27 protein-coding genes and 1 rRNA gene are annotated in these 25,662 nt (G+C 37.8%); 13 read left to right on the top strand and 15 right to left on the bottom strand.

What is annotated here, in order from left to right:
- Positions 1-34: 34 nt before the first annotated feature.
- The 3 genes from Q7J54_02755 to Q7J54_02745 all read right to left on the bottom strand — a co-directional run bounded on the left by Q7J54_02755 (position 35) and on the right by Q7J54_02745 (position 3,543).
- Positions 35-1,489 (bottom strand): alpha/beta hydrolase, encoded by a 1,455-nt coding sequence (locus tag Q7J54_02755; GenBank protein ID MDO8740473.1) that lies wholly within the window; start codon positions 1,487-1,489, stop codon positions 35-37.
- Positions 1,486-2,790 carry a hypothetical protein gene (locus Q7J54_02750; protein MDO8740472.1) on the bottom strand — a complete coding sequence of 435 codons (1,305 nt, stop codon included), beginning with the start codon at positions 2,788-2,790 and terminating at the stop codon, positions 1,486-1,488. The genes Q7J54_02755 and Q7J54_02750 overlap by 4 nt, the downstream gene beginning before the upstream one ends.
- Before the next feature lie 195 nt (positions 2,791-2,985).
- The gene (locus Q7J54_02745) at positions 2,986-3,543 is read right to left on the bottom strand and encodes a hypothetical protein (protein ID MDO8740471.1); all 558 of its coding nucleotides are present in this window, start codon (positions 3,541-3,543) and stop codon (positions 2,986-2,988) included.
- A gap of 266 nt (positions 3,544-3,809) precedes the next feature.
- Here Q7J54_02745 and Q7J54_02740 point away from each other — a divergent pair, with 266 nt between their 5' ends.
- The 3 genes from Q7J54_02740 to Q7J54_02730 all read left to right on the top strand — a co-directional run bounded on the left by Q7J54_02740 (position 3,810) and on the right by Q7J54_02730 (position 7,614).
- Positions 3,810-4,079 carry an ArsR family transcriptional regulator gene (locus Q7J54_02740; protein ID MDO8740470.1) on the top strand — a complete coding sequence of 90 codons (270 nt, stop codon included), beginning with the start codon at positions 3,810-3,812 and terminating at the stop codon, positions 4,077-4,079.
- Between the two features lie 100 nt (positions 4,080-4,179).
- Positions 4,180-6,825, top strand: a complete 2,646-nt coding sequence (gene leuS, locus Q7J54_02735; GenBank protein ID MDO8740469.1) for a leucine--tRNA ligase — start codon at positions 4,180-4,182, stop codon at positions 6,823-6,825.
- A 48-nt stretch (positions 6,826-6,873) separates the two neighbouring features.
- Positions 6,874-7,614, top strand: a complete 741-nt coding sequence (locus tag Q7J54_02730) for a hypothetical protein (protein ID MDO8740468.1) — start codon at positions 6,874-6,876, stop codon at positions 7,612-7,614.
- 9 nt (positions 7,615-7,623) lie between these two features.
- On the opposite strand, the gene Q7J54_02725 is transcribed toward Q7J54_02730, so the two are convergent.
- The gene (locus Q7J54_02725) at positions 7,624-8,337 is read right to left on the bottom strand and encodes a PAC2 family protein (GenBank protein MDO8740467.1); all 714 of its coding nucleotides are present in this window, start codon (positions 8,335-8,337) and stop codon (positions 7,624-7,626) included.
- A gap of 137 nt (positions 8,338-8,474) precedes the next feature.
- Between Q7J54_02725 and Q7J54_02720 the strand changes: the two genes are divergently transcribed.
- Both Q7J54_02720 and Q7J54_02715 read left to right on the top strand, forming a co-directional pair.
- Complete coding sequence (locus Q7J54_02720) at positions 8,475-8,762, top strand: hypothetical protein (GenBank protein MDO8740466.1); 288 nt, start codon at positions 8,475-8,477, stop codon at positions 8,760-8,762.
- A gap of 76 nt (positions 8,763-8,838) precedes the next feature.
- Complete coding sequence (locus Q7J54_02715) at positions 8,839-9,174, top strand: MTH938/NDUFAF3 family protein (protein ID MDO8740465.1); 336 nt, start codon at positions 8,839-8,841, stop codon at positions 9,172-9,174.
- Here the strand turns inward: Q7J54_02715 and Q7J54_02710 are convergent.
- On the bottom strand, positions 9,171-9,593 hold the full coding sequence (locus Q7J54_02710) for a HEPN domain-containing protein (GenBank protein MDO8740464.1): 423 nt from the start codon (positions 9,591-9,593) through the stop codon (positions 9,171-9,173). The two genes, Q7J54_02715 and Q7J54_02710, sit on opposite strands and share 4 nt — an antisense overlap.
- A complete protein-coding gene (locus Q7J54_02705; protein ID MDO8740463.1) occupies positions 9,590-10,129 on the bottom strand; it encodes a nucleotidyltransferase domain-containing protein in 540 nt (179 codons plus the stop codon). The genes Q7J54_02710 and Q7J54_02705 overlap by 4 nt, the downstream gene beginning before the upstream one ends.
- A 176-nt stretch (positions 10,130-10,305) precedes the next feature.
- Between Q7J54_02705 and Q7J54_02700 the strand changes: the two genes are divergently transcribed.
- The 4 genes from Q7J54_02700 (at position 10,306) to Q7J54_02685 (ending at position 14,414) form a co-directional block, all read left to right on the top strand.
- The gene (locus Q7J54_02700) at positions 10,306-10,479 is read left to right on the top strand and encodes a ribbon-helix-helix domain-containing protein (protein MDO8740462.1); all 174 of its coding nucleotides are present in this window, start codon (positions 10,306-10,308) and stop codon (positions 10,477-10,479) included.
- Positions 10,476-12,971 carry a carboxypeptidase-like regulatory domain-containing protein gene (locus Q7J54_02695; GenBank protein MDO8740461.1) on the top strand — a complete coding sequence of 832 codons (2,496 nt, stop codon included), beginning with the start codon at positions 10,476-10,478 and terminating at the stop codon, positions 12,969-12,971. Before Q7J54_02700 ends, Q7J54_02695 begins: the two co-directional genes overlap by 4 nt.
- 175 nt (positions 12,972-13,146) lie before the next feature.
- Complete coding sequence (locus tag Q7J54_02690) at positions 13,147-13,974, top strand: hypothetical protein (protein MDO8740460.1); 828 nt, start codon at positions 13,147-13,149, stop codon at positions 13,972-13,974.
- Positions 13,975-14,000: 26 nt separating this feature from the next.
- A complete protein-coding gene (locus Q7J54_02685) occupies positions 14,001-14,414 on the top strand; it encodes a hypothetical protein (protein MDO8740459.1) in 414 nt (137 codons plus the stop codon).
- Positions 14,415-14,523: 109 nt separating this feature from the next.
- Here the strand turns inward: Q7J54_02685 and Q7J54_02680 are convergent, their stop codons facing one another.
- From Q7J54_02680 to Q7J54_02665, 4 genes are all read right to left on the bottom strand, one after another.
- Entirely contained in the window at positions 14,524-14,787 is a 264-nt protein-coding gene (locus tag Q7J54_02680) for a 50S ribosomal protein L35ae (protein ID MDO8740458.1), read from the bottom strand.
- A gap of 200 nt (positions 14,788-14,987) precedes the next feature.
- Positions 14,988-16,193, bottom strand: coding sequence for a tripartite tricarboxylate transporter permease (locus tag Q7J54_02675; GenBank protein MDO8740457.1), 1,206 nt, complete (start codon positions 16,191-16,193; stop codon positions 14,988-14,990).
- Positions 16,194-16,246: 53 nt separating this feature from the next.
- The gene (locus Q7J54_02670; protein MDO8740456.1) at positions 16,247-16,519 is read right to left on the bottom strand and encodes an addiction module toxin RelE; all 273 of its coding nucleotides are present in this window, start codon (positions 16,517-16,519) and stop codon (positions 16,247-16,249) included.
- A 4-nt stretch (positions 16,520-16,523) separates the two neighbouring features.
- Positions 16,524-16,787, bottom strand: coding sequence for a DUF2683 family protein (locus tag Q7J54_02665; GenBank protein ID MDO8740455.1), 264 nt, complete (start codon positions 16,785-16,787; stop codon positions 16,524-16,526).
- Between the two features lie 111 nt (positions 16,788-16,898).
- On the opposite strand from Q7J54_02665, the gene Q7J54_02660 reads away from it, so the two are divergent.
- Together Q7J54_02660 and Q7J54_02655 are read left to right on the top strand one after the other, a co-directional pair.
- A complete protein-coding gene (locus Q7J54_02660) occupies positions 16,899-17,378 on the top strand; it encodes a metal-dependent hydrolase (protein ID MDO8740454.1) in 480 nt (159 codons plus the stop codon).
- Entirely contained in the window at positions 17,379-17,504 is a 126-nt protein-coding gene (locus tag Q7J54_02655) for a hypothetical protein (protein ID MDO8740453.1), read from the top strand.
- A gap of 5 nt (positions 17,505-17,509) precedes the next feature.
- On the opposite strand, the gene Q7J54_02650 is transcribed toward Q7J54_02655, so the two are convergent.
- Positions 17,510-17,842 (bottom strand): hypothetical protein, encoded by a 333-nt coding sequence (locus tag Q7J54_02650; protein ID MDO8740452.1) that lies wholly within the window; start codon positions 17,840-17,842, stop codon positions 17,510-17,512.
- A 51-nt stretch (positions 17,843-17,893) separates the two neighbouring features.
- On the opposite strand from Q7J54_02650, the gene lonB reads away from it, so the two are divergent.
- Together lonB and Q7J54_02640 are read left to right on the top strand one after the other, a co-directional pair.
- Positions 17,894-19,762, top strand: coding sequence for an ATP-dependent protease LonB (gene lonB / locus Q7J54_02645; protein ID MDO8740451.1), 1,869 nt, complete (start codon positions 17,894-17,896; stop codon positions 19,760-19,762).
- 322 nt (positions 19,763-20,084) lie between these two features.
- Positions 20,085-20,435 (top strand): TFIIB-type zinc ribbon-containing protein, encoded by a 351-nt coding sequence (locus tag Q7J54_02640; GenBank protein MDO8740450.1) that lies wholly within the window; start codon positions 20,085-20,087, stop codon positions 20,433-20,435.
- Between the two features lie 10 nt (positions 20,436-20,445).
- Here Q7J54_02640 and Q7J54_02635 read toward each other — a convergent pair whose 3' ends face one another.
- From Q7J54_02635 to Q7J54_02620, 4 genes are all read right to left on the bottom strand, one after another.
- On the bottom strand, positions 20,446-21,423 hold the full coding sequence (locus Q7J54_02635) for a bifunctional N(6)-L-threonylcarbamoyladenine synthase/serine/threonine protein kinase (protein ID MDO8740449.1): 978 nt from the start codon (positions 21,421-21,423) through the stop codon (positions 20,446-20,448).
- A complete protein-coding gene (locus Q7J54_02630) occupies positions 21,420-21,824 on the bottom strand; it encodes a four helix bundle protein (GenBank protein ID MDO8740448.1) in 405 nt (134 codons plus the stop codon). The genes Q7J54_02635 and Q7J54_02630 overlap by 4 nt, the downstream gene beginning before the upstream one ends.
- 132 nt (positions 21,825-21,956) lie before the next feature.
- Positions 21,957-22,625, bottom strand: coding sequence for a hypothetical protein (locus tag Q7J54_02625; protein ID MDO8740447.1), 669 nt, complete (start codon positions 22,623-22,625; stop codon positions 21,957-21,959).
- A gap of 116 nt (positions 22,626-22,741) precedes the next feature.
- Positions 22,742-25,645, bottom strand: a 23S ribosomal RNA gene (locus Q7J54_02620).
- Positions 25,646-25,662: the final 17 nt, after the last annotated feature.

The raw sequence follows: 25,662 nt of genomic DNA, 5'->3' as shown, positions 1-25,662 counted from the left end.
CGATGAGCATTGCACTCAACATAGTGTTGATTTTTTATTTGATAAATTCTTTAACATGAGTATAAACCTCCGGTACCTTTGAAGGAGATATCAGTGTCCCGTGAAAAGTGTCAAAAATACCAGGAACTTCATTGCCCTCTATAATAATATTCTGAGCTCCTTCAAGTCTTACGCTATTAACTCTAATTGTTTCATCCCACCTCTCTCCATTAGTAGAACAACAATCACCTGCAAGAGTCATATATTTTATACTCCCAGGGGTTTCGTCATTTGCATTTAAATTATCCAAAAATGAACTATTATGCTGCATATCTTTACATTCTTGCCCAGGATGTACATTGTCACACAAACCACTGATTAACCACCCATAGATTCCATGGTTTGGGCTCCCTATTTCTATGAGTTTATCAACTTTACTTTGACCACCATAACTCTTTATATATGCACGAGAAACTAGACCTCCCATGGAATGAGCAATTATAATCGCTTTATTCTTACCTGTATGATGCAGAACAATATCAACAACCTGACCTAATCTTTGACCATACTCATTTATTGATCTTTCAGATTCATCAGCCCTTATAAAAGTTCCAGAGGAGTCTAAGTTTCCAATGTAATAAGTAGTCCTGACTGATATTGGTTCTACTAATCTCCCCCATTCTCCTTTATCGAAGGCCGAGATTTCGCTATTAGGTAAAATTACTGCTTTATCTATATATAAGTTTTCAGAGTCCAATTTACTTTGGAAATCTTTAAATGCATTAATAGAGAACGTAGATACTTCTTCTTTTGAAACGCTATGCCCATGTACAAAGATTATTGGATAATTGGTATTTGGATCTACAGCATGTTCTTTAAATGCTTCTGATCCACAATCTAATGAACAAGTCGATTTAGACTCATTATATTCCTTTTCACATATTCCATTACCACAATAAGTTGCACAACCATTACTATCTAAAGCTCTTCCATTGTTTGGGTTACATTTCTTAGAAGATTCACATGGGCAATCAGAACAAGAGCAATCTTCATTATTTTCGCATATACCATTACCGCAATATCCTCCACTGCATTGCCCACTTAAACTGCAAATTTGTCCTTTTGGGCATGAACAATCTGTTGGCGAGGTTTTACAATTTTCACCAATTCTTGAATCACAAAACCCGTCTACACAATCACTAATTTTGCAATCCTTCGAACAGGCAGTCTTACACTCACCGGGGTTGCATAGACCATCGCCGCAATATGCTTTTGATTTACAATTGCCGCAATCTCCTGAACATGAAGAACAATCTTCATTTTCTTGACAATAGCCATCGCCACACCAATTACAGTCTAATTCGCAAGAATTTTTTTCATCTTCAGAACATATGCCGTCGCCACAAAAACCTTTATGTGACGGATTTATCCAAAAAAAATTAACTAAAAATGCTACAACAATAATTGCGAGGATGACTCCAACGATAATTTCCACTTCGGAGAATTTCATTTTTTCTTTTTCAGATTCTTTTTTGATTCTATCTTTTTAGATTTGTTATGAAGAATTAGTTTAAAAAGAATGTAACCTATGATAAAAATACCAATTAAACCTAAAGCCGAAAAGGTTATTATTTTTTGTTTTTGTGAAGCTTCATTTAAACCCTCTTTAACAACTTCTTTGGCTTTTTCTGATATTTCCTGATTTAATTTTTGATTTTCACAAACGCCGCAGTCTGATTCACAAGTCTTACAATTTTCGCCTTTATCAGAATTGCATGAACCATCACCACACCATTTACAATCAGCCTTACATATTCCCTTTTCATTTTCCTCACAAACACTATTACCGCAATATGTTTCACATACCTTTGAATCACCACATTTTTGACTTGAAGGACAAGCACAATCATTTGGGGAATTTGCACAATTTTCTCCATTGTCACAATGACCATCATCTTTTCTTGTGGAAGCATACCAGCACACACTCCACAAACAATAACCACCTTCACATTCAAAACTTTGAAAACAACTTGCTAAATCGCACTTTTTACAATCTTGAGGACATATGCTACAACTTTCAGACTCTTTTTCGCATATTCCATTGCCACAATAAGTTGCGCAACCATCATCATCTAAAGCTCTTCCATTGTCTGGTTTGCATTTCTTTATTAATGGACAAGTAAAGTCTGTGGCACAATCACAATCTTCATATTGAGCTTCATAAATTTTATTTCCGCAATATGTTTGACATCCTTTGGAATCAAGATCCCTATTACCGTCAGGTCTACATTCTTTAGATGAAAGACAAGAACAATCAGTAGTACCTATATAAGTTAAATATGAACTACATTTTTCTTTTAAGGAAGTACAATTTCCATCCCCGGGATATAAAAAATTAAAAGAAATTTGTCTACTTTGGGTAGGCAAAGTAGATGGAGTACATGGAGGAAACCAACTTGCAACCCTCACACAAGTAATTTGTAGATTAGTATTTACTTGCCCAGAACCTTCTGCCATTACCGAAAAAGGGAATTCTTGAGGTGTGCCTTTGCCTAATTTGGTTGCTGGAGAATCACCACTGTTAGAAACATATCCTGTATTCGAACTTACAGAATATGAACATTCTATCTCACAAATGTTATTTGGATCTGCTTGAATAACACCTTTAAATTGAACCAAATCCCCTCTATACGGATTGGATGTTAATTGTTGAACTGAAGTAATGGAGAAATCTGCTGCTATAACTAAATTTGGAATAAATAATAAAGATAAAAACAACAATAAACTCAACAATCTATTATTAAACTCCATATGGGTGACCCTCTTCTATTTTTACTATTTTTTATTTTTAAAAATTATATAGTATATATGTGTACAACAACCAACTGAAATTAGTACAAGTCCAAGTACGAAATTGGACCAAGTTTCGGGTTTTTGCGCAATAAGGTATACACCACTGCCAATCAATACTGCGGGTGGAAGTCCTCCAATGTCTGGCATATTTAATCACCCCGATCCCATCATCGATATAGTAAATTTTCTTGTGTCTTGACTAAAACTTTCTGTATCTTGTACGGTTACGTCACATATAGCATTCACGTCGTTCATCATCATCCCTGTTATTGCAATAGTCTTTTCTTTGGTTTCACCAGGACCATAAATGTCCCCCGACGTCATCAGTACATAAAATGGGCTTGGACATTGGACTCTAATCTCAAATCCAGACATACTATTCTGTGCATTATTTCTCGCTACTACAATAATTGAGCCAGTGGTACTGCTACGAAAAGGTTTTGTTTTAACATCTAATATTTCAGGTCCACAGCATCCACTATTCAAGGAACCCTCTCTAGCAAGGATGGTTGATTGAACCTCATCTTGCTTCTTTATAGAATTTTCATCTTTATCACAAATCCCATTATTATTCTGGTCCAAACAACAAGAAGTTCCCATTTCAATATAAGGAGAGTTACAAATAACTGGTTGTTGCTTTGCTTGTTGAGCACAACCACCAATAATTAAAATTCCAACTATGAATAATCCAAATAATATTGGTTTTTTCATTTTTTCTCACCTTTTAACTTTCTTTTTTTGAAATAAAGATAAGCCAAGAATATGAAAAGAAGCAATAAGAAGATAAATAAAATTTCTACAAATGGATTGTCGCTATAAAAATAAAAGTAGTCTGTTCCAAATATAGTTTGGTTTAAAATTCCCATATCGTGCCCCCTTTCTCGTAAGATACATGACTTTATTTTTAAATCTTTTGGTTATCTGATGGCTATCTGTTGAGGATATCATTAATATTTAGTTAGTAGTTCTTTTAAAATATGGCAGATACGTTATGGAAAGATTATAGTTGGGTAGTAAGAGGAAAGCAGAGAAGAACAGTACTAAAACTAATGGATAAACCGAAAACACCAACAGAAGTAAAGAAAGATGGAGAAATGACTTTAACTAATGCAAGCAGGGTTTTAGTTCAATTTGAGAAGAGAGGCTTGGCCAAGTGTTTAACTCCTAATGAAACAAGGTCAAGGGTATATGATTTGACAAAAAGAGGAAAAATCTTAAGAGAAGAATTTATCAAAAGAGTTAAGTAAAGAATAGTTCTCATAAAAAAATAGGGGTAGGAAGAATCCCGCAAAATATGCTGTTGGATAAACCATAAAGAATTTAAAGCTATTACTATTTCTTTCCTGTATGGCAGATTTCAATAACATAAGCAGGAAATGGCAGAAGAAGTGGGAAGATACCAAGATATTTGAAGTTAAAGAAGACCCTAATAAAAAGAAATGCTACATTTTAGAAATGTTTCCCTACCCGTCAAGTTCGGGATTGCATATGGGGCATGCCCGTAATTATTGTATTGGTGATGCAGTTGCTCGCTTTAAAAGGGCGCAAGGCTTCAATGTTCTTTATCCTATGGGCTATGATTCTTTTGGATTGCCTGCTGAGAATGCTGCAATAAAAGCAAAATCGCATCCTAAAATATTCGTGGAGAATGCCATTAAAAATTTCATAATGCAGCAAAAAGAACTTGGCCTTAGCTATGATTGGACAAGAAAAATTGAAACGCATACGCCTGAATATTACAAATGGGATCAATGGATCTTCCTCAAAATGCATGAAAAAGGCCTTGTTTACAGAAAAAAATCCGTTGTAAACTGGTGCCCTAAATGCGCCACTGTTCTGGCAAATGAGCAGGTGCATGATGGCAAATGCTGGAGGCATGAAGATACTGCTGTTGAAGTAAAGGATCTGGAGCAGTGGTTCTTCAAGATAACAGATTATGCTGAAGAGCTTTTGAAAGACATAGATAATCTGCAATGGAGCGAAGATGTCAAGACAATGCAGCGCAACTGGATCGGAAGAAGCGAGGGAACATTGGTTGATTTTCCATTGAAAGGCAGCAAAGAGGCAATCCAGATATTCACAACAAGGGCCGATACATTATATGGAGTTACATTCATGGTTTTTGCTCCTGAGCATCCAAAAGTACTGGAGCTTGTAAAGGGAACAAAGTACGAAGCAGATGTCAAAAAGTTCATAGAAAAGGTTGTGATAGAGGACAGATTTACAAGAACAGCTGAAGACAAGGAAAAAGAAGGAATGTTTATTGGAAAGTATGCAATAAATCCGTTGACAAATGCCGAGATTCCGATTTATATTGCAAATTTTGTTCTGCTTGATTACGGAACTGGCGCGATAATGGCAGTTCCTGCTCATGATCAAAGAGATTTTGAATTCGCAAAGAAATTTAAGATTCCAATAAAGATTGTAATTAATCCAAGAGAATACGAGCTGAATGCGGATAAGATGCCAAGGGCTTTTATTGGAGAGGGATATCTTGTCAATTCAGGCAGATTCAATGATATGAACAATAAAGAAGCTATTCCTGAGATAAATAAATTTTTAGAGAAAGAAGGCATTGGAAATAAAACTGTGCAGTACAAGCTCAGAGACTGGCTGATTTCAAGGCAGAGATTCTGGGGCTGCCCGATCCCGATTGTTTATTGCGAGAAGTGCGGCATTGTTCCTGTTCCGGAAAAAGAGCTGCCAGTAAAGCTGCCTGAAAATGTCAAGTTTGGCGAAAAGGGAAATCCGCTGGAAAATGTCAGCGAATTTGTAAATGCAAAATGCCCAAAGTGCAAAGGAAAAGCAAGAAGGGAAACAGATACAATGGATACTTTTGTTGATTCAAGCTGGTATTTCCTGAGATATTGCGATCCAAAAAATGAAAAAGAAATCTTTGATAAAAAGAAAGCAGCTTATTGGATGCCTATTGATTTGTATATCGGGGGAAAAGAGCATGCATGCATGCATTTGATTTATTTCAGATTCTTTACAAAGTTCTTGCGCGATTTGGGATTGGTAAAATTTGACGAGCCTGCTCCAAGGCTGTTTAACCAGGGAATGCTGCACAAAGGCGGCTTTGTGATGAGCAAAAGCAGGGGGAATGTCGTAACGCAGGAAGAAATTGCCCAGAGATATGGGATAGATACAGCGCGATTGTTTTTGCTGTTTGTCGCTTCTCCTGACAAGGAAGTGGAATGGAGCGATCAGGGAATAGAGGGGATGTACAGATTTGTGAATAAAATTTATTCTTTTGTTTCAGAAGCAACGCTTTCAAAGCAAAGCTCAAAAGAATTATTGAATAAGATGCACAAAACAATACGGGATGTTACAGGCAATATGGATGCTCTTGAATTCAATACAGCAATAATAAAGCTATCTGAGTTTTTTGATCACCTTGCAAAATATGGTGCATCGAAAGAAGCTGCTGAAGCGTTTGTAAAGATGCTGCAGCCTTTTGCGCCGCATTTAGCTGAAGAATTATGGGAAATGACTGGAAACAAGGGGTTTGTTTCAACAGCAGAATGGCCTTCTTATGATGAAAAACACATTGATGAAAGCTTAGATGCTTCTGAGAACTTTGTCAGGAACACAATTTCAGATGCGAGGAATGTTTTGACGCTTATTAAAAAAGAAAAACCAGGCAAAATAACATTAATTATAAGCCCTAAATGGAAATATGATTTCTTTAAATCGTTGAAAAAAGAAATGGAAACAACGCATGATGTAAAAGAACTGATGACTGCTTTAATGAAGGATTTCAAGCAGCATGGCTCTGAAGTTTCAAGAATAATCCCTGCTGTTGCGAAAGACATGGGAAAGATGCCTGTTATTGTGCTTGACCAGAAAACAGAGTTTGAAGCCTTGGAGAAAAACAAGGAAGCTATTGGAAAAGAATTTAACTGCGAGATTGAAGTTGTGAAAGCAGAGGATTCAAAAGAGCAGAAAGCGAACAATGCAGCTCCGGGGAAAGCGGCAATAATTGTTTTATAATTCAGATTCTGCAAAGATTTATATATCTCTTATTTCTGTAAATAGAGAATGGCATGGAAAGGGTTTTCAAGATTCGTTGTAAAGCTTGTTTTTGTGATTGCTTTATTTTTAACGATCTTTCTTGTTTCCTTTGCTCAGCTGACAAATAAGGATGCGATTAAGCCGGTGATAAATGATCTTCTGACAGTGCAGCTTCAGCAGGGAATCGGAGATGTTAATTTGAATGACGCCCATGCGCAGCTGGTACAGGAATGCGGGGGCAAGGAAGCAATAGAGCGGGAATTCTCAGGAATGGATGTTTCAGTGAATTGCGCAGAACTCAATGCAACTCCTCCTTCCGGATTGATGAATCTTCTTATATTGTCATTATTTGACTCGCTTTACAATAAAAAATATGACTGCTCATTAATAGAATGCCTTGTAAAGCCGGATAAGAGCAATATGCTTGTTTTGTTTAATGCTGCTACAAATGCGATGTTTTGGAAATTATTTAATATTTTTCTTATTGTAACTATAGTTTTTGCAGTAATATCCGTCCTTATTGCGGAAAAATGGTTTAAAGAAGTAAGAAGCATCGGAATTCGGTGCTTAACTATAGGAGCAACATTCTTCATAATTGGCTTTTTGACTAATTTGCTTTTGCCAAAAGAAAACGCAGCGCTTCTTCCGGTGATATCAAAGCTTTCAGGCAACATAGCAGTTGATTTTATTATATTGGTTGTAATTGGAGCAGTTTTGACAGTAATCGGGATGATATTTATTCATTTAAATAAGGAAAAAGTTAAATAAGAAATAAGTTTATCCAACATAGCTGAGCTGCTTCTTTTCCTGATCTGTCATTGCTTTCTGGCTCTTTTCCAGCAGGCCTTTTAGTTTCTCCTCAAATTTATGGGCTTGCTCAAGCAATGGCTTGTAATCGACTTCCAAGCCAAGGTATTTGTCCAGAACTTTTATTATCTGCGCAGATGCCCTGCTGTCCGGAAGATTTGTATGGGCTTCTGCGAATATGCATGCGAGCGGGAATTCAGCTTTGAGCAGCAATGCTGATGTTACGCCGATTATGATTCCCTCTTTAAGTTCTTTTATTCCTGTGCTTTCCAAATCCTTTTTGATTTTTGCATTGTTCGAGTTGAAGAAAACCCTGTTTTCCTCACTGAGCTCAGTGTTAAGGCCGCCAACTCCTTCCAGGCAGATTAATTCTTTTGCAGTCAGCTGCTTTGCAATCTCGATGATTAAATCAGCAGCTTTCCATTCCATCCCTGCAACAGCGGATATTGAATGAATAATGGCAATATTGTATTTTTTATTATAGAATATTCCGATAGGATCGACAACCTTGCCTTCGTGGATCGCGATTGTTGCCGGCAGGTCATCAAAGTAATATTTTCCAATCTGCTCGCATTTAAGGTGCTCTATCAAGAATTCAGTTGCAATTGTGCCGACTAAGCCAAAGCCGGGAAAACCCTCGATAATAATTGGATTTTTTGGCTTCTTGCTCAGCTTGACTTCCATTTTTCACCTCTTTTTGTTTAATTTAAGTCTATTGATATATAAAAGTTTTCTTTTAATGTCCATTAAATTTATTCTAAACGGATTGTTTAAAAAAAGATACAGTAAAGTTTAAAAATCAATTAATATTTCCAACTAAAATGACCATAACAGAACTTGTTCAGTCAGAACATAAAAATACATTTGTGTGGGCTGACACCAAAAAAATTGCCAGAGTAAAAAGAAATATCGGAGAACCAATTAAAATAGATCTTGCAAATGATATTCACCCTAATTGGAGAGAGAAGCCAATTGAATTTGCAAAACTAGAAGCGCCTTATAGGCAAGGTCTTCCAAGAGGTACGGAAGTTTCTTTATACATTATTTCCAATCAGTCTTCAAGCGAGCATCCGTCCATTACCGTTCAATATGTAGAGGCAAGAAGATAATTTAAGTTTAGTATTTTTTTCAAGCAAAATTCCTACAATGCAATAGATTTTTATATATGCGCATTATCCCAAAATCATGATACAATCCTGCTCATTCGGATCAATCGTAATTAACAACAAAAGCTTCGGAGACATCAAGATAATAGGCAATAAGATCATTCCATGGCATCATGTTGAGCATCATGCTGTTGTAGAGCAGGACATGTTTGAGATCTTTGACTCTAAGCCTGCTGTTGCTGTTATAGGCATAGGATTTTCAGGGTTAGTCAAAGTAAGAGACGAGGTTGTTAACCTGGCAAAAGAAAAGAATATCGAGCTGATCATATTGAAGACAAAAGAGGCATGCGAAACATATAATGATCTTCTGAAAAACAAGAAGAAAGTTGCTGCGATAATGCATTCTACGTGCTAAATGAGCCCCAATATCCTTTCCATTTCTTTTACAAACTCTTTTGCGATATCCAGTTCGTATTCTGCAATTTCTTTGGAATAAGAGTAATGATAATCCGCATCTTCCCTTGCAGTCATCGAAGCTTTAAAATTGGTTATAAATTTTGATTCGATTTTCCCCTGTTTATTTAATTCTTCAAGAACAATTAAAATAGCAATATGCCTTTTCTCAACATACCCTAGTTTGAATAAAACAGCCTTTGCAGCGTGGAACATGCTGTAATAGCATTTTACAATACACCACTTAGAGTCTTCATTTTCAAATGCCTCTTCTGCCTTGTTTAGGTCATATTTTGATTCATTCAATTCTTTATTGCCCAATTCTTCATCAGGCTTTGTTTTTACCAAATACCCTTTTTCCAAGCAATCTTTTATATTCATAGCAGCCTCATCTTGTCTTTTTCAACCCTTTCATAATATGCGTTGTCTTTTTTCTGCATCATCGACCATTCAATATACTTAAAAATATTGAAATTTATCTTTTTATTGATTTTTTTTGATAAATCATCTATTAAATTGATTATTTCATTTCTTTTTACATCTCCGATGATCAATAAATCGATGTCGCTGTTTTCCATATCTTCACCCCTGGAAGACGAGCCATAGAGATATATTTCCATGTTTTTGTCTTTTAATCTGCTTAGATCTTGTAGTTGAATGATAGTATTGGTTACTTTAAGCTGCTTTATTATTAAATTGTCATTGTTTAGCCTGTAAAGATTTGTTACACCGATCTTTTTACAATTTAAGAAATCATTTTTTACTAAAAAATCCATCCATTTCACAGCAGTTGCCTTTGCTATTTTTGTTTTTTTGATTAAAGCTGTTTGGGAAATCTCAGCAGCAGGGCTTGTAATAAAAAAAGACAATATTTCTATTAGTTTTTTATTTCCAAGTATTTCAATTAGTTGAACCATTTGTATCAAACAAATAGAATAATTGGTTCAAATATTTAAACCTTTTGTTTTTTAAAACGAAATCTTTATAAAGTTGTGTGTGTATTAATACTTAATATTAAGTTAAAATACTCCGAATTAAGTAAGAAAATATAATAAAACTTAAAAATAAGTAAAGGTATATAATAATACACACAATGCCTAAGGAAAAGAAGAATAAAGAAAGGTATAATTTTCTGATAGATAAAGCAACTTATGAAGATTTCTCTCTGCTCTGCGAGGAGCTTGGCCTGATACGATCAAAGATTGTTGAAAATGCATTGAAGGAGTTTATAGAAAAAAACAAGGAATTATTAAAAAAATTAAAATGAACGCTAAAATAAATGCAAAACTGACAATTTTACTAGGGCTGTCTCTGCTTTTAATGCCGTTTGCAAATGCCCTGACTGTTAATGATTTCTTCCAGAACTTCTACGGATTAGTTGAAAACCAGTATGCATTCTACACAATAATGTTTTTAGTGACTTTTATCTTCTTATTTTCCGTCTTCTTTGCCTTATCAAAGTACATACCGTTTTTCAAAGGCAGCGGCGGCAATGTCGGGCCTGCAGGCCAGATATTTGCATTATCGCTTTCAGCAATTGCAACTTTATCCATCTTTGCTTATGTGCAAAGAAATGGCGGAGCAAGCTATGCATCTGGATTCTTCACAAACAGAGTTGGATCATGGGGATGGATTCTGCTTGCTTTATTGATTTTAGCAGTGGTGTTTTTTGCGCTTAAGAAAGGGAAAGGTTTTGGCTTTGGCGGAGGAGAGGGCGGAGAAGGCGGCAATCTTAAAGGGCTCACAGCGTTATTGTGGGTGCTTTCATTCATACTTGTGATGTACGGCTCTATTTCAAAAAACAGGACAATTACAACTATAGGAGCTGTGCTGTTTGTGATCGCTTTGATCCTGACAGTGCTTACAGGAGGATTTAAGTTTGGTGAAAACGGAGAGCCAAAACCGCCGCATCCGCCGCCAGTTCCGCCTGAACCACCGGAAGGGTATGGAACAATATATGGGGTTGTATCTGATAAAGCAACAAAACACGAAATTCCGCATGCCAGAATAGAATGCGCGGGATATGCTGTCCTTGCTGATCCTAAGGGCAATTATGCTATTACAGTTCCTATTGGGCAGTATGTTCTTGCAGCAGCAAAACAGGGATATAATGATTACAGATCAAATCCAATACAAGTTACAGGCAAAGCAAGAATAGAGCATAATATCGAAATGGAATCCAGTAGTGCTGAAAAAGGAACAATAGAAGGAATGGTTGTTATTTTATCTGAATTTCAACAAGGACATGAAGTTGGCTTAGACGGAGCAACAGTTAAACTTTATATGCTGGGTCAAGATAACCAGCCCCGCATTTTAAATATACGTCCGCAAGTTTCTGAAAATGGAAAATTCTCGTTTAAAGATTTAAGTTTACCAATGACAAACATATTAGTTTATGCAGAGAAAGGTGGAAAGTGGAATACGCACATGGGCGGTAGTTGGCAGAATCAGGTCCGTGGCAGACCAGATCACTTAATAAACCTTGATGATAGAACTAAAGAAGAAAAAAATGTACTTGTTGTTCTTGATGTTCCTCTTCCTCCAACACAAACAAGCAAAATAAAAGGCAAAATTGTAGATGTAACAGACATAAATAATCCTATGCCCCTGACTAATTCACGAGCAGCAGTTTTAAAAGAAGGAGATCGTAATTTGCCGCCCATGCAGCCAACTAGAAATGGCGAATTTGAGTTTAATGTTCCCTTTGGCACTTATATTGTTTTTGGGGAGGCAGATGACTACGAATCTGTAGAGGGTTTGCCAAGAGGGAAACATACAGATAGAGGAGGTCATCCATCGATTCCAATTAAAATTGATGAAAACACTCCACCAGTCGAAGGTGTAATTGTTCCATTAAAGAAAAGAGGAACACCGCCTCCAAGACCAACAGAACTTCCTAACATTAAAGTTGAGTTAGATAGCCAAACACTACAGAAGTTAACAGCTGGTGATAAATACGATCATTTAATATTTAAAACAAAAAATTATGGCGGTAAAGCGCGTGTCCGTCTTTTTGTGAACTTATACAAAAATTATGAGAACTATGTTACAGATCTGGATTACCGAGAATTAAGAGCTTCGCGCCAAGTAAAAGAAATAGATGCTGGACAATGGCAGCTGAAAATCAAAAGATTAGTTAGAGGAGACTTTACAGAAGTTAGGGAAGATAATAGCAAGCGCTTAATGGAATTAACTATGGCGAAAGGGACAATGGTGCAAATAGAATTTGAAATACCTAAAAATGCACAAGGAATTTATCATATTCAGCTGACAGCAGCGGCTTTAAAGCCAGGAAATAAGGAATATTACACAGAAGAATTCTGCCATGATACAAAATGGTATATTGTTGAAGTTATCAAAAAAGGAATAGAAAAAGAAATCAAAGAATCAAAAAAGAAAACTATTGCGGTTAAGAAAGAAGCGGAAAGGGCTATAAGAAGCAAAACAGCAGAAGCAACAGTTAAATGGGCTGATAAAAAAATGTTGAAAGATCTAAAGGATCTTATAGATAATGTAGATGAAAAAATCAAAATACTTCAAAAAATAAATATTAAAGAATGTGAACGTATTTTAAAAGAATCAAGGTTTAAAAATAATCTTGAAGCCATTAAAACAATTTATAAAGCGCAGAGTTCAGGAAATGAAGCTCAATTAAGAAGATATGAACAATATACTTATGAAAAAGTATTTAAGATTGCAGAGATAATATCTGATTTTTTAGATGAGAGAATAGATGCTTGGCATAAACATACAAAATAACAACCAAAACTTTAAATACTAACTATTCCAAGATAATAAAATAAGGTAAAAATCAGAAAAATTTATTAAAAATAATCAAATAATCAACTAAAAAACCAAAAAGGTGAAGAAAATGGTGTACGGGAACAAGATTTTCGGAAGGCTTTCTTCAGTCGTGCCTGATAAAATGATTGCTATGTTTGAACGCGGCTCAACAAGAGCGGTCCGCAGATATTATGTAAAAGAAACTCAAATTCATAAACGGTTTTTAGAAGCAGAGGCAAAAGGTGGCATGAAACAAATCATAAAATTAGAGCATCCATTGGTCAAGACGTTAAAAAAAATGATAAAAAAAATGTATGTGTGCATGCACAGGCAGTTTATCCTGCAATATCATCTTGTATTAGAGATCAATGCAGTAATAAGTGCATTAAAAGGCATAGTAAATTCTGCTGATCAACAATCAAAAAGATCCATAAATGATGGAATTAACCAGTTGAAAATTCTGAATGGATATATTATTAATTTGCTTGATAAAGAAATAAACATGATTGAACGAGAGGTAAAGGGAGGCAAGATTTTTCTTGGTGTGAAGAATATTTCTGCAGGCGGGGCTTTTAATGAAATTATTGGTTTATTAAGAACTGAAGGGGGTCAAGCGAAAAAGGCACAAGCATTTGTCAATAAAATACGCGCATTGGCAGCATCTGTAAAAGCAGTTACAACTACGAAAAAATTTGAACAGCTAAAACGTAATATGAATGACCTTAAACCTTTCATCGAAAGTGAAGAAAGAATAATGAAAGTTTTATTTTACGATCAGGTTACATTAATTGGTTACACGAACAAAGATATTGATGAGTTTGTAAACCTCTTCTACAAACTAAATAAAGAGGGTTTTCCTCCAGTATTTGTCCAAAACTTTTTAAAGGAAATTAGTGAAAAAGTAAAAGGAGAGGAGGAAAGGGATCTTAAGGAGCTTAAATCAGAAGCACAATATGTGGAATCAAGGGCATTTCGTTAGAAGTAATTTAATAAAGAGGTGATTTTATGAACAAAAAAGGGATGATCTTCACAAGGCCAAGGGACTCGATCAGCTTTGTTGTTGGCGCGATATTGGCATTATATGGAATAATTCCATTGTTAAATGCAATAGGGCTTCTAAAATTTATACTGCCTGCATTTCTTACAGGCCTGCCTGCAGAAATACTGATATGGGTTGTTGCAGTCGGCGGAGCTTATGTTGTGGTAGACGGCCTTATAGAGCCGAAGATGAACATGCTGCATCCGTTTTTGATAGGCATTGGCATCATACTGCTTGCAATAGGATTGATTCCGATATTGAACAAATTCCATGTGATTCCATTTTCAATACCTTTCCTCGGCGCAAGCCTTACGCCGTATCAGATATTGATCACACTTGAAGGGCTCCTGCTGATAATCGGCGGCTTTACAGAGCATTAAAGACTAATTACGATATCGGAGCATTGTTCTGGCTGTTTTTATGGGTTGCAATAATGCTGTTTTTTGTTAGAATTGCATTAATTGTATTAAAATTCAGAAAACATTAATCTTATTCTATCAAAACCTTTTTGCCAATTGCCTGACCGGGCATGCCTGTTTCAAAAATTGCTCTTATTGCGCCGCTGTTGCCGTGTGCAGCAGCAACTTTTCCAATGATCTCGTTGCCCTTTTTGCCTTCAGTCTTATACACAACCTTTTTGCCCACTAAAGAAGCAGCTTTCTCTTTATTATCTATGCCTTCAACTACAATGATCATGTGGTTGCCTTTCTTCACCCTTCTGCTTCCCCTGTAATTTGAAATTGTTCCTTCCATAAAATATCAAAATAAGGGTTAATTTAAAAAGCTTTCTGTCAAAAACCACCCAGTCATATACATGGTATTTTTGCTTCCATTTCTGTCATCAGGTGGTTTTTGAGCATGCTCAAAAATTTCCACAAGCCGAAATGTGGTTATTTTCAGCTATCAGTTTAGTATGAAATTTTTGACATTTTTGGTTTAATCCTTGCTTGATTCTATAATAAAAAATACAAAATCACAGGCAGCATCAGGCAGCCCATTGCATGAGCTCTTCCAACATCTGTAATCGGAGCCATCAGGCCGATAAATGCTGCTGTGATCATGACGAGCATTCCAAGCCAGCCTGTAAAGATAAAGACAAGGGCTGAAACAAACAGAATAATGATCAGGCAGAGCATTCCGTAATTTACCCTGCTTACTATGCTTGAAAAAAATCTTGCAAACCACATCGCAAGGAAACAACAAATAATTCCTGCAGCAAGGCCGCATGCAAACAATATTATCATGTCCTGCAGGCTTAAGCTGACGATAATTTCTTTTAAAGCTATGATTGCCCCATTTCTTGCTTTATCCAATGTATAGACAGTCACAAGGCTTAGAATCATATTCACTGTGTTTATCGAGCCAACAAGTATGAGATATGCATACTCGCTTAAATTAGGAGTGAGCTGCATTGAGATAATTGCTCCTTGTGCAGGCCCCAATCCAGGAAATGTTGTTGTTAAAAATCCTGAAAATGTCCCTGAAAACAATGCTTTTATTGTTTCAAGCTTAGGCACTTTTATCTTGCTTGTTATATTCTGCTTTGGAATCTTTACTTTTTCAAAAATGCTCGTTACTAGCATGCTTATTCCAAACAATCCGGACAGCATCGGGAATAGGGGATCTTTTAAGTTTGGCGTTGAAAAAACAACTATTCCCAGTATGCCGCTAAGTAAAAAAATGAACAATGCCATAAGCTTGTTCTTCTCCCTGTAAATCATAAAAATAACAACGAGCAGCAGAAACCATCCAATATAATCGCTTATAAAAGGGTAAAAGAAGCTTGTCAGTGGAATAAGTATTGGAACTAAAATTATCGCTAAGAGCAGGCCGCCCATTGATCCGATTATGGTTAATTTTACAGCTTCATATCCTTGGCCTTTTAACAATAATCTATGGCCGGGCAGAACCGCCATGACCATGTCAGAGTCTGGAGCGCCAAGGTAGATCGAGGGTAGCGCATCAAGGAAAGTGTGCGTTATTGCCATAGCAATGATGAAAGCAGCAAGGACCAAAGGAGTTGTAAACCCCAAAAAGAAAGGGGCAAAGCTGAGCAGCAATAAGGCAACAAGGTTGATGTGAATGCCAGGGGTTATGCCAGTGATGATGCCAAAGCAGATGCCGATAAGAACAGCGATTATTATTTCCAGTAAAAGCATGGTCGCTTATTTTTAATTTGGTTTTTATAGTTTTGGGTTTTAGAAATAATTTGTCAATAAATATTGTCGTGATGGTCAAAGTCAACAAACAAGATGAATTTCTTTTGCATATCCACTTTAAATGTTAATACAAAATGGCTGTCAATGTGAACTGCCTTAAATTCCTTCATACCGTGCCTTAGGTTTTTATAATAATTTACAGAACCTTCATCGCTGCTGACAATCTCCCTTATTTTCTTGTTTATTATGTCTACTTTCTTTTTATCCCTCTTGATCAGCTTCTTTATTTTAAATTTAAGCTCATCAGAAAGTTCAAAGTCAAACATGAAATTATGCCTCGCAAAGCTTATCCAGTTCCTTTAGGCTCATCTTTCTGTTTCCATATTTTTTGAAATGCCTGTCTGCAATATTCATTACTTTCTTTGCGTATTCATCGCTGACGTCCTTTTCAACTACATCCTCTCCATAAATTTCAACAAACTTATTTAGAGCTTCAGATTTGTCTTTAAGACCGAATTTCGCTTTTATCACACCCAGCACCTTATTGGCATACTCATTCACTTGCATCCTCGCCGAGATCATCTTGTTTTCCATTTTACACCTCACATACACTTGATATACACCTTAAATGCACAGCTACTATTTAAAGGTTTGGGGTTTTGATTTTTTCACCATCTTTATAAACTCTGAAATTTCATATTGCATATGCTCTTCATAACCCATATTTTGTTTGCATTCTTGCTCTCGTTATTTTTTAAGGATTTTTTTAATTTAAATTATCTCAATTATGCCATATTTTTGATCATAATCTTGTTTTTCTCCATATTCCCGGATATTGATACTCCAAGATCAAAGCTCGGCAGAAGAACAAGGCCGCTGTCAAACATTATAAATTCCGTATTCAGCCATCGAAAATTGTTCCACAGCTTGTTTTTTATAGTTTTATTGCTTGTTTTTTTGTTTATGCTTTTTGGCTTCATAAATAAAGCAATAATTTATGCAATAATACTCGGCTATGCTTCTCACTTATTTCTCGATTCATTGACAAAAGAGGGGATTAACTTTTTATACCCTTTTTCAAAGCTGAAAATCGAAGGTTTTATAAATACAAATTCACTTACAGAGCATATACTGGTTGCTGCCTTAACGGCGATGATTATACTGAAATTAATGGGTGGAATTTAAATGAAAACAAAATTAGTCAAATATGTAAGTGACAAGTGCTATGGCGAAAACTATGAGAAAATAGAGCAATGCCATGCATGCTGGGTGAAGAACGCGTGTTTTATTAAATACAGGAACAGGGATTGAGCAGGTTAATTTATAATTCTTATCGAATCCGCAACAACCTCTATTTTATTTTTGTACTCATCAACTTTCCCAATCACCTCTATTTTATTGCCTTTTGTCAGATTTACCTTGTCAAACAAAACAACTAATATCCTGCCGTTAACCTCAATAGAGCTGAATTTATCCCACGAACTTATCTTTGTTATTTCGCCTGAAAACCTTACGCTTCTGCCGATATAGCTTTCATCGATCATGTCAATCGGAATCTTCGCTATGCTGATATTCTCAGATATGATGAACAATAAAATGATCCCGACTATTGCTCCGATAAAGCTTATTTTCAGCAATTTACTGGCCATAAACTAACATAATTCGCAACATTTTTAAATATTCCCCTCTTACAGAAAAATATGCCGCTTAATTTCAAGTCAACATCTGAAATTCCAGTCCCAAAAAGACTAATAGATCAGGTTATCGGCCAGGAATCTGCTGTAGAGATCATGAAAAAGGCTGCATTGCAAAGGCGCCACGTTCTGCTTATAGGGGAGCCAGGAACTGGAAAATCAATGTTAGGGCTTGGTCTGGCTGAAATGCTGCCGAAGGAAAAGCTTGTTGATACTGTTTCATTCCCTAATCCAAATGATGAAAATATGCCTTTAATAAGAACAATGCCTGGAGGAAAAGGCCGCGACCTTGTCTTCAGGGCAAGGATTCAAACTACATCTTCATTCAAGAATCAGACAATCCTTTTGTTTATTGTTGTTTTAATAGTCTCGCTGCTGCCTTATTATTTCTGGAGAATGGGCCAGATATCGGATGTTATTTTTGCAGCATCTATGATGACAGGAATAATCTTCATAATCGGATTCATGCTTTTCCTTAATCTAAATAAAAGAATGAGTTCTAATGTCAAGGAATCTGTCCCTAAAGTTATTGTAGATAATTTTAATCAAAAACATGCGCCATTTATGGATGCAACAGGAGCGCATGCAGGGGCTTTGCTCGGCGATGTGCTTCATGACCCGTTCCAAAGCGGGGGACTAGGCACTCCTGCGCATGAAAGAGTGGTTGCTGGAATGATACACAAGGCAAACATGGGAGTTCTTTTCGTGGATGAAATTGCAACATTAGAGCCGGCAACACAGCAGGAATTACTGACTGCGCTGCAGGAAGGAAAATATCCTATAACCGGGCAGAGCGAAAGGTCTGCAGGAGCAATGGTCAGAACAGAAGCTGTGCCTTGCACTTTTATTTTAGTTGCTGCAGGAAATGCAGAAACAGTTGCAAGAATGCACCCTGCATTAAGGTCACGCATCAGAGGCTATGGCTATGAAGTTTTCATGAAGGAAACAATCCAGGATACTCCTGAAAACCGAGACAAGATTGCTGTTTTTGTTGCGCAGGAAGTTACAAAAGACAAGAAAATCCCTCACTTCAGCAGGGAAGCAGTTGATGCAATAATTGAAGAAGCCCGCTATAAAGCAAATAGAAAAAGCCATCTGACATTAAGATTGAGAGAATTGGGTGGACTGATAAGAGCAGCAGGCGATATTGCAAAAGAGCAGAATGCCAAGTTTGTTGAAAAGAAACATATAGTTGAAGCAAAGAAAATTGCAAGAACATTAGAGCAGCAGATGGCTGACAGATATATTGAAAGGAAAAAAGAATATGAAGTCATTGTGACAGAAGGCAGAAAGATAGGAAGAGTCAATGGCCTGGCTGTCATCGGATCAGAAGACGCTTATTCAGGAATAATACTGCCTATCGAATCTGAAGTTGCATTCGGCGGAAAGGAAAAAGAAATAATTGCAACTGGAAAATTGGGCGAGATAGCGAGAGAAGCTGTTAAAAACGTTTCTGCAATAATAAAGAAATATTTTGGCGAAGATATAAAGAATTATGATATACATGTGCAATTTCTGCAGACTTATGAAGGTGTTGAAGGCGACTCAGCAAGCATAGCAGTTGCAGCTTCAATAATCTCTGCATTGAAAAATATCCCTATTAGGCAGGATGTTGCAATGACGGGCAGCCTGTCTGTCCGCGGCGAAGTATTGCCTGTTGGCGGCGTCTCTTCAAAAGTGGAGGCGGCATTTGAGGCAGGAATTAAAAAAGTAATTGTTCCAAAATCAAACATGCAGGACATAATTATTGATAAAAAGAAGCTTGAAAAGATAGAGATCATCCCGGTTGAGAACATTTCCCAAGTCCTTGAGCAGGCATTGTACTGGAAAGGAAAAGAAGGGCTTCTGAAAAGGATAAGGCGGATGAAGCAGTAAATGTAGTAATTTTTCTGTTAAGTGAACTTTCCAGATAATAAGAGCGCCGACTATGGCGGTGCGACGGTCAAAACTCGCTATGCTCGTTTTGCCCTGCTCGGCACTCCGAAGGAGCCAACCCTCGCCTCGCCGCACGCCACGTCGGCGCTGACCTGACGGGGGTTGTCCCTTACGGGGTGGCAGGTAGCACGAGCGAATGTAATGAGCTTGTGCGTCAGCTGCCGTTGTGGTGGCGTGCGGCTATGAAGCTTAAAACTTTACTTTACATTTCCGAAACTTATTTAAACCAGCTGTAAAAGTATGGCCTTAAGGGGTGAGTATTATGGCAGTAAGGCTTGATGAAATTAAGTTTTGCCCGGAATGCGGCACTGATAATATTGTCTACAATGAAAAGGTGGCTGAAATTATCTGCCAGGACTGCGGAGCCATATTCACAGAGCTGACCCCTGAGCAGCAGGCAAAGTATGAGCAGGCATCTGAAATTCTAAAACCTTTGATCAAAACGGAAGCGAAAACTGATAAGGCAAAAAAGGCAGATGTTTCTAAAAAAGCGAAAAAGAATGTTAAAACCGCCAAGGCGAAGAAGCAAAAAGTAAAGAGCGAAAAAGCAGCGAAAAAGGCAAAGCCGAGCTCGATCAAAAAGAAGAAAAAAGGGTTTTTAAGGTTTTGGTGAAATTATTTTTTTATCTCCAATCCACATCAACCTGATCAGTCCTCCAATAAGGCCTAATGTCAATCTTATCTAAATCCTTTGCTGCATTTTTTCTTTCCAAGATGCCCTGCCAGGCGATCATAAGCCCATTATCGACAAGCACGGAATTTTCAGGGCAATAATATTCTGCAGTTCTTTCCTTGCACATTATTTTGCACATCTCCTGCAATCTTTTATTGCACGCTACTCCGCCGCCAAGCAATAGATCATTCTTCCCGCAATGCGCCATTGCCCTTTCTGCAACTTCGACAAGCATTGAAAAAACAGTTTCCTGGCACGAATATGCAAGATCTTCTTTGTTAAATCCAGATTTTATTTTCTGCTTTAAATTTGTCAAAATACCGCCAACAGAAATGTCCATTCCTTTAACGCAATAAGGCAATTCAATATAATTTTTTCCTTTTAATGCGAGCTCATAAATCTTTGGCCCGCCTGGAAAACCAAGCCCAAGCTCGCGGGCAAATGCATCAATGAAATTTCCAACGCCATTGTCAAGCGTTTCGCCAAAAATCCTGTATTTACCGCCTTCATAAGCAATGACCTGCGTATTTGCTCCAGAAACATAAAGCAGAACCGGATCTTTTGCATTTGTCAATAATTTTCCGATTTCAAGATGGCATATGCAATGATTGACTCCAACAAGAGGAACATTCAATTTTCTCGAAAGCTCTTTCGCTTTTTCCATTCCGACGATAAGGCATGGAGCAAGGCCAGGGCCTTGTGAAAATGAAATCAGATTGATGTCTTTCAGAGAAATACTTGCTTTCAGCAAGGCATCTTCAACAACGTTATCTTTAACTCTTAAATGATGCTCTTTCGCTTCCTTCGGATGTATGCCTCCTTTCTCAGTTGTATAGCTATCTTTGGCATTTGCTAATATTTTACCTTTATCGTTTATGATTCCGACCCCGAATGTGTGGGCAGTCGATTCTATTCCGAGGCAGATCATTTTTCCATCCTGAACCGTGTAAAAAATTGTTTTTTCTTCTCAAATCTTGATTCTATATTCTCCATAAAGCCAAAAAGCTTTGCCATTAGCTTATCTAGTTTAACAAACAGACAATCATAATCCTTATTGGAAATATACTTCAAATCTTTTGATAAAGACAGCAAAACCTCAAACTCCTTAGCAGAACCATAAGCATGGCTTAAATAACTTAAAAACTCACGATCAGACTTCTTAACGCTTCCCTCAGCAATATTAAGAGGAATAGATGTCGCAGATCGTTTCATCTGAGAAATGATATTGTCCTGCTCGTTCTCTGGAAGCTTATCAAGCATATCATAAACATGCAATACAAGCTCGTAACCTAATTTAAAAACCTCCATATTCTTATAAAGTCGCGACATGATACAAGAGAAACTCGATTGATTTAAATAATTTATTGCTGATTCATCATATCGTTAAGGCCAAGGGTGCTGGAACTGTGAGACAAAAATAAACGTTTCTGTGTTTAAAAAATTATTGTAAATAACCTCAGATTATTTTAAAGGTTTACCGGTTATATTGCCTGAAGCAGATACGCTAGATGAAAACTTGACAGAAGCGCCCCTTATATCGAGGCCGTGTTTCCATTCGCCACGCAATGCATAATAGCAACAGATTATGAATGTTGATGAATGCGAGTGCATTTTGATAAGCTGCAGGGGGTCATATATGATCTCCACCATGTCTGCATCTTTACTGTATTTCAAAAATATGCTTTCCTTGCCGCAACAATACTGCACGTAGAGCTTGCTTTTCATCATGTTGTATTCAAGTATAAACTCCCTCTTGTCTTTGATGTTGTCCATCTCAAGAATATCGGACCCGATAGAATCTAAGCCCTCGATTATAGGAACTACTCTACCGTCAGGCTCTACCTTTGCAATAACCTCGTCAAAAATCCTCTTTACACTTTTCTCATTCCGGATGAACAATCTTAGCATTGGTTCTGTGTTTGATTCTTTGAACTTAGCAACCAATCCGCTGTATTTATTGTTAAATAACTCAACATACTTCTTATAAACCGGAAGATTGCGTGTAGCTCTTTCATCAACAACACCGAGCTCCTTATCAAGTTCAAGGGCCATCCTAATAAGCTGGATGAAATCACCTTCAAATTCATCAATATAGTCCAAAGGATACTTGGCTAATGCACTTGATATCATCGTAATTGTCAGGTATTAATTCATTTATAAAACTTTGCTCGACATTTTTAATAAAAAACATATATAGTTCACACTATCTGAACAAATTTTAAAAAATAAAGAAAAACCATGCATAGAGTATTCAAGAGTCGAACTGTTGGAAATCGCATGCTGAATGCATTGCCGAAGCTTTGCACGTACACATCGATTCCATTAAACGAGTCTTTTGCTCGTATTCATTGTGTCTATTTTCAAGGAGGGCTTCGAGCTTAGATGCTTTCAGCTCTTATCCCTTAAAAGCGTAGCTGTTCAGCGTGCCTTTACAGACAACTGATTCACCAGAGGCTTCGAATGCCCGTTCCTCTCGTACTAGAGCATTCTTCCTTTCAGACACAAAGCATTTCCAGTAGATATTAAACAAACTGTCTCACAACGTTCTGAACCCAGCTCACGATCCCTTTTAATCGGTGAACACCCGCACCCTTGGCCGCTTCTGCACGGCCAGGATAGGTAGAGCCGACATCGATGTAGCAAGCCGCGCCGTCGATGTGAACTCTCAGGCGCGACGACTCTGTTATCCCCGGAGTAACTTTTCGGTCATCTCTAGCCCCCAGCAAGGAGGACATAGAGGTTCGCTAGGCCACACTTTCATGTTTGGATTCTTTCTTAGTGGAAATCCAATCAGGCTGACTTTTGCCCTCGCACTCAACTTCGGATTTCTGACCCGAATGAGTCAGCCATTGGGCTCTGCTGATACTTTTTCAGCAGAGTGCCACCCCAGCCAAACTGTCCATCTATCACTGTCTTAACTTTCGTTAATTAGCGACGTAAGTCTTAATGAGTGGTGTTACATTGGCGTCTACACTTAACCTAACGATTAAGCTTCAGACGACTCCCACTTACGCTATACACCAAAACTCACGTTGCAATAACAGACTACAGTAAAGTTTCACGGGGTCTTCACTTCCCACTGGAAATCTCTGGCTTTTACACCAGAAAAGAGTGTTCAGAGGACTTCAATTGGGGACAGCGAGGATCTCGTTACGTCATTCATGCGCGTCGTCATTCAAACGACAAGGTATTTCGCTACCTTAAGAGAGTTATAGTTACTCCCGCCATTGACCTGTCCTTAGCCTCCTTGAATAGAGGTTTGAGATACAAGCATTGGGCAGACGTCACCTTCCATACGCACCCTTGCGGGCTAGCGGAAAGCTAAGTTTTTGTTAAACAGTCGGACCCTCCTTGTTATTGCACCTTGCAATCGCATTTATTCAACACGACCGCAGGGACCCCTTCTACCTAAGCTACGGGGCTAATTTGCCGAGTTCCCTCAATTGAATTAATCCTTCACACTTTAGGCTACTCACCTAGGGGCACCTGTGCTGGTTCTGGGTATAGTTATTCAAGATTTTTTTCAGTTCCTTTTTCATGGACTCCTGGCCTTAACCAAATACTCCATAGGAATACTCATCTCAGATTTAATCTGGTTCTCATCGTTACGATACTCCCCAGATTTATTCTGATTAACATGATAAATAACCATGTTGGTCCAGCCAAAAATGTCAGAAACTGAACTTGCGTTGCCGCACATACTTGAACAGTAAAGGAATATTAACCTTTTTCCCTTTCCTAATAAACTCCAATTGGGAGCTTAGTTAGGACTAACTTACCCTTGACTGATTTGCATTGTCAAGGAACCCTTGCCCTTTCAGTGGCAGTGATTCTAACACTGCTATGATCCTACTGACGCCAGGATTTTCATTTCTATGAGGTCCACATCCTCTCGCGAGAATATTTCTGCCCTCATAGAACGCCTGCTTACCACACATCCGAAGATGGTCTATAGTATCGGTAACCAATTTAGCCCCGTCCATTTTGGAGGCCAATAGTCTTGACGAGTAAGCTGTTACGCACTTATTATAGGATGGCTGCTTCTGAGCCAACCTCCTCGCTGTCTTAGACTATTGACGCTCTTCAGCCTATAACACTTAATTGGTTTTTGGGACCTTAACTATAGTCTGGGTTGTTCCCCTCTCGGAATTCAAGTTTACCCCGAATCCCCGTCTCCCGAGGTCTTAGACGCTAAAATATTCGGAGTTTGACAAAGGGTCGACTTCTTTCGAAGCCTAAACCCAAAATCAGTATCTCTACCATCTTAGCTATCTCACTCGAGACTTGACTGCGGCCAACTTCAGCAGGAACCAGCTATCACCAGACTCGATTGGCTTTTCACCCCTAGCCCAAGGTTAGGATAGCACTTGCTCGTAGCAGAGTTGCAGGCCTCCACGAGGTTTTACCCCCGCTTCGCCTTACCCTGGGTTAGATCGTCTGGCTTCGGGTCGCATTCAAGTGACTAAAGGCACTTTCACACCTTGCCCCTCATTGCTTGCGGGCAATTGCTTTCGCTTCGGGTTCTCTTTGTAAGATTACCCTCGCCACTCAAATGCACTCCCTGGCACGTTATTCGAAACGCATGGTGCAACTCCTAAGAGCCGCACCCCACCATTGTTATTAGGTTTCAGGTTCTTTTAACTTCCTGTTAAGGGTTCTTTTCAACTTTCCATCGTTGTACTTCTACGCTATCGGACTCTATACGTGTTTAGAGTTGGATGTTGATGCCACCCAAATTCCTGTTTAGTATCCGGTAAACAGTACTCAAGATACTGCCACATCCTCTGTTTTACCTTTACGGGACTATCACCCTGTTGCGTCCTCCTTTCCAGAAGAGTTCAAGTCAAACAGTAGGACTAAAAGGCAGTCTTCAACACCACATCTCTTTTATCTTTCAATAAAAGATTCAGTTTGCTCTTTACTGTTTTCAGTCGCTCTTATTAACAGCATCTCGTTGATTTCTTTTCCTGCAGGTACTAAGACGTTTCAATTCCCTGCGTTGCCCATCCTTTCGGATCTAATGAGAAGTCTCATTCAGAGATCTCTGGTTCAAAGCTTACATGCAGCTAGCCAGAGCTTAATGCAGCTTGTCGCATCCTTCTTCGGCGTTAGAGCCGAGTCCTCCACCTAATAACATTTTTCTGAACACTCTATGCATGGCTTCATA

The sequence above is a fragment of the Candidatus Woesearchaeota archaeon genome (assembly GCA_030651135.1).
In the GTDB taxonomy this organism is placed as follows: domain Archaea; phylum Nanobdellota; class Nanobdellia; order Woesearchaeales; family JACPBO01; genus JACPBO01.
Note: the sequence above shows the minus strand (reverse complement) of the source record. Positions and strands in the feature narration are given on the sequence as shown.